Genomic DNA, 12,244 nt, shown 5'->3' with positions numbered 1-12,244 from the left:
TCTGCATCGGATGTACGGATCCATTCGCGGGCAAGCCTCGCTCCAACGGGTTACGTTCTTCGCTGCGTATGAGTGTGCTCACTTGGAGCAAATCAGGCTTGTACGTAACCACCACACTTTTGGACGAAACAACTCAGCTATGGATCGGCGTCAGCACCGGCTCACCGGCAAAGTAAGCCGCGAGGTTCTTGCCCACCAAGCGCACGCTGTCTTCTGACGCTTCCGGCGAGAAACCTCCTACGTGGGGCGACAGCAGCACGTTGTCCAGCGTCTTCAAGGCCTCATCGACCCGAGGCTCGTCATCGAACACATCCAGGGCTGCCCCGGCAATACGCCGCTGTTGCAGGGCGGCGATCAGGGCGGCGGTATCGATCACGCTGCCCCTGGCGATATTGACCAGAAAGCCTTCCGGGCCGAGGGCTTCAAGCACCTGGTCATTGACCATATGTCGCGTACCGGCGCCGCCCGGAGTCGCGAGAATCAGAAAGTCTGACTCCAGTGCCAGGGCCAAAGGTGACGGGCAATAGTGAAAGTCGAGGTCTTGACGCGGCGAACGGCTGTGGTAGTTGACCGACATGCCAAAACCCAGTGCCCGTCGGGCAATCGCCATACCTACCGCGCCAAGGCCAAGAATACCGATGCGCTTGCCTTCGAAGGACGGGCGGATCAGCTTGCGCCATTCGCCACGACGCACCGAGGCATCGGCCTGAGCGATGTCCCGCACCAGAGCCAACAACAGCGACAGGGTGTGATCGGCCACGGTGGAGGCGTTGACTCCGGCACCATTGGTCACGGTAATGCCTCGGGCTTCGGCAGCGGGCAGCTCGACGTTCTCGTATCCGGCGCCACTGACGCAGATGATCCGCAGGTTGGGCAAGGCGTCCATTTCTGCGGCATAAAAACCCAATGGCCCGCGCGTGACCACGGCAGCGATATCTTCGCGTCGGGTCGCCAGGGCTTCGGCGCGGGCGGCCGGGGTCTGGGCCAGAATCAGCTGGAAACCGCTCTGTTCGAGGATCGGCAAATACGCATTGAGGTTTTCCACCAACACCAGCACCGAGGTTGTCATGCATTGCTCCAGGCAGGGCTAAAGAGGTCACAAAATGTGACAGTAGCGCGACTTAGAGCTGTTGCTCAATCCTGAAACCTGTTTCCCCCGGCTTTCTTGGCCTGATACATGGCCTCATCGGCGTATTTGAACAGCTGGGTCAGGTCAGCGGCATTGCCTGGAAAATGGGCGATACCGATGCTGGGGCGGATCGGCCATTCGCTGTCGCCGAACAGCATGGGCACGTTCATTTTTTCGAGGATTTTCTCCGCCACCAGTGCCGCGTCCTCAACCTTGCTGATGCGCTCCAGCAGCACCACGAATTCGTCGCCACCGATTCGCGCCACAGTATCGGATTCGCGTACGCACTGGCTCAGACGCGAGGCGACTTCCTGTAGGAGCAGATCCCCGGCGGCGTGACCGAAGGTGTCATTGACCAGTTTGAATTTGTCCAGATCCAGATACAGCATCGCCAGCAAGCCTTGACTGGCCTGGGCCCGGCTCAGAGCACTGAGCAGGTGCTCATGCAGCAGCATGCGGTTGGGCAAGCGGGTCAACTGGTCGTATTGCGCCATGTGCTGCAAGCGCTCATGCATCTGCTTGCGTTCGATGGCTGCGGCCGCCTGAGTGGAGACAAACTGCAATAACTCCTTATCCTTGTCGGTATAAGGCGCGCCGCCGGAATGGCTCTTGATCATCAGCGCACCGATGGTGCCGTGCTGGGTGTTGAGCGGCACGCCAAGCCAGCACAGGGAATCGGCGTTGACCAGGCTGTTCAGGTGCTGCGGCAGGCCCTCGCGATGCCATGGGCACAGCAGCATTGCCTGGCCGGTCGCGGCGATTTCGCTGGCCAGGGCTTCGGCGGTCGGATCCCGACGGTCCGGGTCCTGCTCGTCGACGTGATAGGGGAACAGCAACTGTTCGTGCAGGGTGTCGTAGAGCGCCACGGAAAAACTGCGGGCCGGCAGCAGTTGGGCGATTATTTCGTGCAAATGCCGATACAGGCCCAGCAGGTCCTCGGCACTATTGGCCGCCTCGGAAATGCCGAACAGCGCCACCTGCATCAGGTCGGCGCGCTTGCGCTCAGTGATATCCCGGGCCACGGCAATGCGCAGGCGATCCACCGCCGACCAGCGCGCCGACCACATGATATGGACGATGCTGCCATCCTTGCGCAGGTAACGGTTCTCGAAATGCAGCTTGGGGTTGCCGGACATGATGTCCGCCGCAGCCGTCAGGGTGCGCTCGCGGTCGTCAGGATGAACGAGGTCGAGCATTTGTCGACCGATCAGTTCGTCAGGGGTGTAGCCGAAAATACGTTCGGCCGCCGCGCTGACATAGACATAGCGCCCTTCTGTGTCGACCACGCAGATGGCGTCCATCAGCATGTCGACGAAGCCCAACAGGGCCGCGCTTGTGTCTGTTTGCATAATCGGGACTGCCTGGAAAATTGAAGCGTTCACGCGCCCGTCGCATTGGTTGAGCAAACTACCGGGAATTGACCGGCATAGTGCCCGTTTGCGTGGCTTTCAGCCATCATCCTTGCTGAACAATACCTTCGTCCGCGACACAACCGATCACTGAGCGACAGGCGGCTTGCTGGCCCGTATCGATGCTGCTAATGCTGTTCGCCGCAGCGCTTTTGAACGCCAATCAAGGAATATTGCCCTCATGTTGAATGGAACGACCTTCACCGCCTTGCACAAGACACCTCTGGCCAAAGCCTTCGCCAGCCTGGCCCTGGCCGCAGCACTGTTGTCGGCAGCCCCGGTCATGGCCGCCGAAGCCCCCGGCAAAGTCATCAGCAGCAAGCTGGGCCTGCCCTGGCCCGCCGTGATTGGCCACCGCGGCGCGTCGTTTGATGCCCCGGAAGAAACCATCGCCTCCTACACTCTGGCCCGTGATCTGGGCGCCGACTACCTGGAAATGGACATCCAGCGCACCAAGGACGGCGTTCTGATCGCCCTGCACGATGACAAGCTCGGCCGCACCACCAACATCGCCGAGGTGTTCCCGGAGCGCGCCAAGGACCCGGTCAGCACCTTTACCCTGGCCGAACTCAAGCAACTGGACGCCGGTTCCTGGTTCAATAAGGCCTATCCGGATCGCGCCCGGCCCGGTTATGTCGGCCTGAAAATCCTGACCCTGGAAGAAGTGATGGCGATCGCCGACGGTGGTGCCAACAAGCCGGGGCTGTACGTGGAAACCAAAGTGCCGGCGCAGTTTCCCGGCATCGAAGCCGATGTACGCAAGGTCCTGGAGAAAGGCGGCTGGCTGAGCCAGCGTCCGGCAGCGGCCAAGGGCCATGTCAGCGTCGCCAGCACGCCGGGCCGGGTGATCCTGCAGACCTTCGAGAAACCGAGCCTGGAACTGCTGCAGAAAGAAATGCCCAATGTGCCGAAAATCCTCTTGCTGTGGATCGGTGATGGCTACATGGAAGCCAAGTCCAACGTGGCCTACAAGGATTCCGGCTACAAGGACTACGCCAGTTTCTACGCGGCTCAGGAGGTCAAATCCCCGGCCGAATTCGAAGCCTGGCTGGACTGGGCCAAGACCCACGGCGCCAACGGCATCGGCCCGGCGTCGAAACTCACCCATGGCGGCGACCAGAGCTACATGGACATGATGAAGCCGTGGATGACCAAAATGGCCCACGACAAAGGCCTGGTGATCCACCCTTACACCGTGGACGACCCGGTCGACTTCAAGGCCCTCAAGGCTCAGGGCGCCGATGGTTTCTTCACCAACCGCGCCTCGGTGCTGCTGAAGTTCTATGGTCGGCCGAGCAAGGACAGTATCGATACCATCCTCAAGCGCAATGGCTATTGAATCTGAGCAAGAGCTGAGGGAAATGTGGGAGCGGATTCATCCGCGAAGGGGCCGGGACAGGCGATGGATTTTCGGCGCTTTCAATGCCGTCTTCGCGAATGAATTCGCTCCTACTGAATTCGCCCCCACCGAGTTCGCTCCCACATATTCAAATATCCCACAGGGCCTTGCTGCACTCGCCAGCCAGGAAACGCCGCCTCGCGAATAAGTTCGCTCCTACAGTGTCAGACTCTGGTGTAAGCTCGTGCGCTGCTGATTGACCCCTTCGAGAGGCTTATGCGGTCCAACTTCCGACGCTCTACCCTTGCAGCGCTGCGCGGCTTCGCCCTGAGCCACGATGCAATCTCGATCCTGCCTACCGCAGCCGACTACCGCCGCTGCCTGCTGGAGAAGATCGCCAGCGCTACCCGGCGCATCTATATCATCGCCCTGTACCTGCAACAGGACGAAGCCGGCCAGGAAATCCTCGATGCCCTGTATGCCGCCAAGACCGCGAAACCGGAGCTTGACGTGGTGGTGCTGGTCGACTGGTTTCGCGCCCAGCGCGGCCTGATCGGCGCCGGTCGCCAGCCGGGCAACTCGACCTGGTATCAAGCACAGAACCTGGAATACGACCAGGAAGTACCGGTCTATGGCGTGCCGGTGCAGACCCGTGAGCTGTTCGGCGTCCTGCACCTCAAGGGCAGCGTGATCGATGACTGCGTGATCTACACCGGCGCCAGCATCAACAACGTCTATCTGCATAAACTCGACAAATACCGTCTGGATCGCTACCAGCTGCTACAAAGCCCGGCCCTGGCCGATGCCTTCGAGCAGATGGTGCAGCGCGATATCCTGCCGTCCCGAGCCGTACACCGCCTGGACCTGCCGTCGCCACCGACCTCACGCAGCCTGCGTGGCGAGATCAAGATCTTTCGCGGCCACCTCAAGCGCAGCAGCTACGACACCCGCCACGGCGAGCTGGAAAACGGCGAAATGCGCGTGATCCCGCTGCTCGGCGTCGGCCCGCGCAACCCGCTGAACCGGGCCATCTGCGACCTGATCGCGGCCAGCGAGACGCAACTGACCATCTGCACCCCCTACTTCAACATGCCCCTGGCGGTGAAGCGCGAGATCAACCGGGCGCTCAAGCGTGGGGTCAAGGTCGACATCATCATTGGCGACAAGACCGCCAACGACTTCTTCATTCCGCCGGACCAACCGTTCAAGGTAATCTCGGCCCTGCCCTACCTGTACGAAATCAGCCTGCGCCATTTCGCCCAGAAGCATCAGAAGGCGATCAAGCGCAACCAGCTCAACCTGCACCTCTGGAAGGACGGCGACAACACCTTCCACCTCAAGGGCATGTGGTGCGACCAGCGCTATACCCTGCTGACCGGCAATAACCTCAACCCGCGAGCCTTCAACCTGGATCTGGAAAACGCCCTGTTGATCGACGACCCCAAGGCGCAATGGGCTGAACCTCGCGCGGCAGAGCTGGAGCGTCTGATGCACAACACCCGGCGCGTCGAAAAGTACGACGAACTGGATACCCTCAAGGAATACCCGACGGCGGTCAGTACCTTCCTGCGCCGGGTCAGCCGCGTACGTATCGAACGCCTGCTCTACCGGATTCTGTAGTGGCCAAAAAAACCGGCATCCGCGCACAACAGGCGCAAGAAACCCGCGCCCGCATCCTCAAGGCAGCCATCAAGGTATTTACCCGCGATGGCTACTCGGGGGGGCGTATCGAGCAGATTTCCAGCGAAGCCCAGTCCAACGACCGGATGATCTATTACTACTTCGCCAGTAAAGAGAAGCTGTTCATCAAGGTGCTGGAACACACCTACGAAGAATTCAACAAGGCCGAAAGCCAACTGCGCCTGGACCTTTCGGCACCGGTGCAGGCACTGCAAACCCTGGTGGCCTTCATCTGGCGTTACTACGTCGAGCACCCGGAATTCGTCGCCATCCTCAGCATTGAGAACCTGCACAAGGGCAAGCACGCGCGCCAGTCCGGCGAGCTGCGACGGCTGTCCGGGGAAGCCGTAGGCGTGCTGCGGCCGATCATCGAGGCGGGCCAGGCCCAGGGGCTGTTTCGCGAGGATATCGACCTCAAGCACGTCTATCTGATGATTGCCTCGCTCTGCTACTTCTATAACTCCAACGTCCATACCCTCAGCTCGTTTCTCGACGAAAAACTCAACGCCCACGAACCGCAACAGGACTGGCTGACGTTTATCAGCGACCTGGTGGTGCGTGGGGTGATGAAGATCGGCTGAAAGAACAAATCACCCTCCCTGTGGGAGCGGGCAAGCCTCGCTCCCACATTAGATCTGTGTTTGCCGTACGACCGCACTATCAATGCGTCCCCGGATTCGCCCGCAGATGGGCAACCTTGCCTTGCAAGCCTTCCCACGCCGGTTGCGCCGGGGCGAAGCGGCTGCGCAGATAGGCCGTCAACTCGGCAATCTGGGTGTCGGACAGGCTGTCCTTGAACCCCGGCATATAGCCCAGGTCGGGGGTCGCCGGGGTGCTTATGCCTTGCAGGATGACCTTGATCAGGTTGTCCGGCAGCGCACTGTGCACATTGCTGTTGCTACCCAGGGACGGGCTGACGCCAAACAGCGTTGGCCCCATGCCATCGGCATGACAGCCCTGACAGGAACCTTCGAACACCCGGCGGCCGTTCTCCAGGGATACCGGCTGCACCTGAGGTGCAACTTCGGCAAGCGGTTGCGCCTGGGCCGAGTCATTGAGGGATGCCAGGTACACCGCCATGGCCCGTACATCCGTCTTGGGCAGTTTCGCCAGCTCACTGACCACCGGCCCCATGGGCCCTGCGGCAACACCATGCTCGGCGGAATAACCGCTGCTCAGGTAATTGAACAACTGATCTTCGGTCCAGGGTGTCGGCGCCTTTGACAAACCGTTGAGGGCCGGGGCTTCCCAACCATCGACCATGCCGCCGGCAAGAAACGCCGCGCCGCCCTTCTGCGCCCCCAGCAGGTTGCGCGGCGAATGACAGGCCGCGCAATGGCCCAGGCCATTGACCAGGTAGGCGCCGCGATTCCATTGCGCGCTGCGCTCGGGTTGCACCTCAATCTCGCCCTGACGCAAAAACAGCGCATTCCATCCCGCCATCAATGGCCGGTAATTGAACGGGAAGCGCATGTCGTTGGCCTTGGCCGGTTGACTCACTGGCTCTTGGGTCATCAGGTAGGCATACAGCGCCTGCATATCGCCGTCGTTGATATTGCGAAACGCCGTATAGGGAAACGCCGGATACAGATGTCGGCCATCGCGACCAATACCGTCACGCATCGCCCGTTCGAAAGCAGGATAGGACCAGTTGCCAATGCCGGTCTTTTCGTCAGGGGTGATATTGCTGCTATAGAGGGTGCCAAAGGGCGTTTCCATCGCCAGGCCACCGGCGTTCACCGCGCCGTCCGGTGCGGTATGGCACACCGCGCAATCCCCCACGGCGGCCAGCAGTCGCCCCCGCTCCAGGGTCGCCGTCGACCAGGTATCGCTGGCCGGGCGGCTGATCGGGGCGATTTCGGCACGCCAGGGCAAGGCGGTTGCCGCCATGCCGAGGATCGCGCCAAAGGCGGCGAACAGGGAGCCGAACAACCATTTCGAGCGCTTGCTCTTGGCGGATTGGGGCGCACTGCTATTAGCCATATCCGCCGAGCCTTTCAAAGCCGCCAACACCCGCTCGGCGGTGATCGGCAACTCGCGAAAACGAATCCCGGTAGCGTCATAGATGGCGTTGGCAATCGCCGCTGCACTGGGCACCGCCGCCGATTCACCCGCCCCAAGGGGCGGTTCGCTCTGGCGCGGCATCATCATGACGTCGATCTGCGGCACCTGAGGGAAGGTCAGGATCGGGTAGCCGCCCCACTCCTTGCTCGCCACGGTGGATTCCTCGAAGGTCACCCGCTCCTTGAGCACCCGGCTGGTGGACTGAATGACGTTGCCATGGATCTGATGGCGTACGCCGTCCGGGTTGACCATCATGCCGGCATCATGGCCGATCACCACCCGCGTCACCGAGACCTCGCCGCTGGTCTTGTCCACCGCGACGTCGGCGACCCATGCCGCCCAGGCCGCGCCGAAACCGGGAAACTTGCTGTGGATATAACGTGCGTAGGCAAAGCCGCGACCGCGCAGGATATTGTCCTCGGCCGGAGTCTGCATCGGCGCAGTGCGCGGCGACCAGTCGGCACGGGCCGCCGTGGAGCGGACCAGTTCGGCCGCACGCTCGTCGTTCAGGTAGCGCAGGCGGTACTCGATGGGATCGACCCCGGCGGCGAAGGCCAGTTCGTCGATATAGGACTCATGGGCAAAGGTATTGGGCAGCGCTGAAACGCCACGCATCCAAGAGGCGCGGACGATGGGCGACATATCGTTGATGGTGACGCGCATATGCTCGAAGTCATAAGGCGGGATCGACGTGCGATCGCCCATCTCGAACATTGTCGCTACCGGATCGACCCGCCCGGTCAGCAGCAGCGCTAGGGTCGGCGCGCCGTTGGACGGGTAGCTGGTCTGGAAGTCATAACCGGCCACGCCGCCATCAGCGTTGATGCCGCCATCGACTTCCATCAGTTGTGCCGTGCCCTTGGGCTCCCACAGGTGCTCCTGTTCCCGGGTCAGTTGCACCCGCACCGGCAAACCTACCGCGCGCGACAGCAGCACCGCGTCGGCGCAGACATCGTCGGCGCAGTTGCGCCCGTAGCAACCCGCCGCCTCCATGCGGATGATCTCGATGCGTTCTTCCGGGCACTCCAGCAGCCAGGCCAGGTCAGCGCGCAGCAAGTGCGGGTTCTGCGAGCCGGACCACACGCGAATGCCATCCTCGTGATAGTCGGCCAGGGCGCAGGACGGGCCGATGGAGCCGTGGATCTGATAAGGCCATAGATAGCTGCGGGTCATGCGTTCACTGGCGTTTTCCAGGGCCGTACCGATATCGCCCTTGTCCAGCACCACCCGCTCGACTCTCGGATTATCGCGAATCGCCTGGGCCACGTCGCTCATGTCCGGGAGCTTGTGGTTCCAGTCCTTCCAGCTGACCTGCAGAGCTTGGGCCGCCTTGGCAGCCTGCTCTTCGCGCAGGGCGACGATACCGATAAAGTCGCCGATTACCACGACCCGGACGATGCCGGGAATATGGCTGATGGACGACTCATCCACCGCCAGCAGACTGGTGCCGACGAACTCGCCGCTATCAAGCCCGGCATAAGGCGGGCGCACCACCCGGCCGTGGAGCATGTCCGGCAGGCGCATATCGTGAACGTAGGTCAGCTCGCCGGTGGCCTTGCCGGGAATATCCACCCGCGCCGCGCCCTTGCCGACCAGGCGGTAATCTTCCAGGGCCTTGAGTGGCGCAGTCGTGGAAATCGTCAGTTCGACATGCTGCCCCGCCACCAGCTCGGCAAAACTCAGTTGCCGACCGTCTGCGCAATGGACGATGCCGGCGTCGATGCGCAGTTGGGCAATATCCACCGCCAGACGCTCTGCCGCCTGTTGCAACAGGTAGCGCCGGGCTTCGGCGGCAGCATTGCGCAGCGGGATCGCGGAGATTTGCAGGGTGGCACTGGCAATGGTTGCACCCTGGTTGGGCACGCTGCCGGTATCGCCCAGAACCATGGTCAACTGATCCATGCGCAGATCCAGTTCCTCGGCAACAATTTGCCCAAGCGACGTACGAATCCCCGTACCCAAGTCGACATGGCCATTGAAACCATAGACCCGGCCGTCGTCACAGACGGCAATGAACAACCCCAGCTCCCTGGGTTTGAGCTGGGCGGTCGCACCTTTGGCTACCGGGCCGGACGGCGGCTGGATCTGATCGACAATCAGCAGCACGCCGTCGCGCGCCAGCAGTTGATCACGGGTAGGCATCGCTTCAGTCATGGGCGTGGATCCGGGCAAGACGGTTGGCGGGCGGCGCGCAGCACGGCCCGGAGAATTTCGATATGGGTGCCGCAACGACAGAGGTTGGCTGACAGCTCATTGCGGATTTCGGCTTCACTGGGATGGGGGTTGCGATCAAGCAGGGCCTTGGCAGTCATGATCATGCCGTTCATGCAGTAGCCGCATTGCGCGGCCTGCTCATCGATAAAAGCCTGTTGCACTGGATGCGGATGCTCACGACTGCCGATGCCTTCCAGGGTGGTGATCTCGCGGCCCTCTGCGCCACTCAAGGGAAATACGCAAGACCTTGCGGCGATGCCATCGATCAGCACCGTGCAGGCACCACACTCACCCAGGCCGCAGCCGTACTTCGGCCCGTTGAGCTGCAAGTCATTGCGCAGTACCAACAACAGCGGCGTATCGGCCATGGCCGTCACCGTGCTGACCTGGCCATTGACCCGCAACGCCAGGGTTTTCTCCGGCGCCAGCCGATGTTCACTCATGCCCCACTCCCCAGTGTTACCGCCCGCACCATGGCGGTGCAGATGATTTGATGAAGTAAGCACTTCATAAAACAGACGTCATCAGGGCCGCGCCGTGATTCGCCTATGTTGTGTAGTAGTTACTTCATGAAACAGGAGCAGGAAGCGTGCCATCTGCAAAATGGCACGTGATCGAGAGGCAACAGACGCCTTGTGAGCAGCGGTTTACTCGTCTTTGTCGTCGAGCATCTTGCGCAACAGATAGAGCAACGCCACACGTTCGCCGGGGTTGAGATTGCTCAGGGTCAGCTCGCTGATATGGGCAGCGTGGGGCACGGTTTCTTCGACCAGCCGACGACCGCTGTCGGAGAGGCCGACGATGACTTTGCGTCGGTCTTCGGGATCCGGCTCCAGGGTGATCAGGTCGCGGGCCTTGAGCCGCTCGACGATACCGCGAATGGTGGCCTGGTCCACGGCCGTGGCCTTGACCAGTTCGGTCAGGGAGCTGGGACCGCGATCACGCACGGCGCACAGCGTGACGAATTGCACGGCGGTCAACTGAGAGTCGCCGACATTCTGCTGGAAGATCGCCATATGCCGCTGATACACCTTGCGCAGCAAATGGCCGACCTGTTCGGAAAAAGCGTAAGCGTCTGCGTTGGAGTCGTTGTTATTGGGGGACACGATTAGCTCAGTCAGCCTATTGAAGAAGGTGCATACCTTAACCTAGAACACGACGCCCGTAGGACCGGCTTTAGCCGGGAGGGCACCCTCGCGGCTAAAGCCACTCCTACAAATGATCGCGTCAGCCTCAGCCCTCCACCACCTCTCCCCCCAACACCACCGCCGTGTCATCCAGATAAACATCGCAATGGCGCAGCGGAATATCCATATGGCATGGCGTCTTGCGTGTGCCTCCGACCTCGGTATTCGGCCCGGTAGAGAACAGGAAGTTGCCCTCGAACGCCCGGGCATCCATGCACATGCCGTCGTTTTTGTCGTGCAGGCCCATGGCGGTCCATTGCGCACGGGGTTGCAGGCCCCAGCCGATATGAGAAATGCCGTAGACCTCCGGGTCGTTGAAGTACTTCATGTAATCGCGCAGGTACTCGGCCTCGAAGCCGCCGTGGATCTTAGTGATAAAGCCCTTTTCGATCTCCAGTGTGATCTTTTCCCGGCAGTAGTTCTTGAACGGCAGGAGGATATCGCCGACGTCTACCACCAGCACGCCCTCGGCGGTTTCTTCGTTCGGCCAGGAGAACAGAAAGCCGCTGGGCCAGTGGTCCCAACGCCCCGGCTCGTCGGCAAAACCGTATTCAGTCACCGATGGGTATTGGCCCAACGCAGCACGAAAATCACTGCCCGCCTTTGATTTCACCTGAATCGAGCGCGCCAGCTTCAAGCGTTTTTCGGCCGCCAGCACACGCTCCTTGTCGGCCAGGGTCGGCAGCATGCGCGCCAGGACTTCCGGGGGCTCCACGGCCAGGAGGATGCGCGTGCCGGTCTTGAGGATCTGTTCCTGCTCAGGGGAGTGCAGCAACATCATGGTGTCGATCACCAGATCCGCCGCCTCCAGGGCCCGTTGCGCAGCGATATTGCCGGTCAGGGCGGTGTCGCCGCAGTAGGCGGTCATGTCGTTACCCATGGCCCTGGGGTGGTTGAACGATGGCAGTTCCACCGCGTAGACCTTGGCGCCCAGGCGCTGCGCCGCCTCCATGGCTGAACGTACGGTGCGGGCATCGGAATAGTGGCTTTTCAGAACCGCGACGCTTTGGGTCGCATCCACTTTCGACAGCGTCAAAACGTGCTCGAACATCTGGGTCAGTTGGCAATCGCTGACTGGCATCTTTTTGTCTCCCTCTTCGACTGAACAGTGGCCCGGCGCGGCGAACATTCGCACCAAAGCAAGGCATGGGCGCATCACGTCGGTGCATTTTTATAGCGTATACACCATTTATAAATGATCAGACATCAAATCAACGCCGTC

General features: G+C 61.3%; 9 protein-coding genes. 3 read left to right on the top strand and 6 right to left on the bottom strand.

Annotated elements, in window-relative coordinates:
* Positions 1–133: 133 nt before the first annotated feature.
* Both M2401_RS33330 and M2401_RS33325 read right to left on the bottom strand, forming a co-directional pair.
* Positions 134–1,069, bottom strand: coding sequence for a 2-hydroxyacid dehydrogenase (locus M2401_RS33330; protein ID WP_259111178.1), 936 nt, complete (start codon positions 1,067–1,069; stop codon positions 134–136).
* A 65-nt stretch (positions 1,070–1,134) separates the two neighbouring features.
* Positions 1,135–2,478 (bottom strand): diguanylate cyclase domain-containing protein, encoded by a 1,344-nt coding sequence (locus tag M2401_RS33325; RefSeq protein WP_259111176.1) that lies wholly within the window; start codon positions 2,476–2,478, stop codon positions 1,135–1,137.
* A 241-nt stretch (positions 2,479–2,719) separates the two neighbouring features.
* Between M2401_RS33325 and M2401_RS33320 the strand changes: the two genes are divergently transcribed.
* From M2401_RS33320 to M2401_RS33310, 3 genes are all read left to right on the top strand, one after another.
* Positions 2,720–3,877, top strand: a complete 1,158-nt coding sequence (locus M2401_RS33320) for a glycerophosphodiester phosphodiesterase (RefSeq protein ID WP_409034023.1) — start codon at positions 2,720–2,722, stop codon at positions 3,875–3,877.
* 276 nt (positions 3,878–4,153) lie between these two features.
* A complete protein-coding gene (gene pssA / locus M2401_RS33315; protein ID WP_259111173.1) occupies positions 4,154–5,497 on the top strand; it encodes a CDP-diacylglycerol--serine O-phosphatidyltransferase in 1,344 nt (447 codons plus the stop codon).
* Entirely contained in the window at positions 5,497–6,138 is a 642-nt protein-coding gene (locus M2401_RS33310; protein WP_259111172.1) for a TetR/AcrR family transcriptional regulator, read from the top strand. Before pssA ends, M2401_RS33310 begins: the two co-directional genes overlap by 1 nt.
* A gap of 79 nt (positions 6,139–6,217) precedes the next feature.
* Here the strand turns inward: M2401_RS33310 and M2401_RS33305 are convergent, their stop codons facing one another.
* From M2401_RS33305 to M2401_RS33290, 4 genes are all read right to left on the bottom strand, one after another.
* Positions 6,218–9,775 (bottom strand): molybdopterin-dependent oxidoreductase, encoded by a 3,558-nt coding sequence (locus M2401_RS33305; RefSeq protein ID WP_259111170.1) that lies wholly within the window; start codon positions 9,773–9,775, stop codon positions 6,218–6,220.
* Positions 9,772–10,278 (bottom strand): (2Fe-2S)-binding protein, encoded by a 507-nt coding sequence (locus M2401_RS33300; protein WP_259111168.1) that lies wholly within the window; start codon positions 10,276–10,278, stop codon positions 9,772–9,774. Before M2401_RS33300 ends, M2401_RS33305 begins: the two co-directional genes overlap by 4 nt.
* Before the next feature lie 204 nt (positions 10,279–10,482).
* A complete protein-coding gene (locus M2401_RS33295; protein WP_259111165.1) occupies positions 10,483–10,941 on the bottom strand; it encodes a MarR family winged helix-turn-helix transcriptional regulator in 459 nt (152 codons plus the stop codon).
* A 127-nt stretch (positions 10,942–11,068) separates the two neighbouring features.
* Entirely contained in the window at positions 11,069–12,103 is a 1,035-nt protein-coding gene (locus tag M2401_RS33290; protein ID WP_259111163.1) for a 2,5-dihydroxypyridine 5,6-dioxygenase, read from the bottom strand.
* Positions 12,104–12,244 lie beyond the last annotated feature (141 nt).

Origin of the sequence: Pseudomonas sp. JUb42 (assembly GCF_024807945.1) — a bacterium.
In the GTDB taxonomy this organism is placed as follows: domain Bacteria; phylum Pseudomonadota; class Gammaproteobacteria; order Pseudomonadales; family Pseudomonadaceae; genus Aquipseudomonas.
The sequence above is the reverse complement of the archived record's forward strand: the minus strand, read 5'-3'. Positions and strand labels throughout refer to the sequence as shown.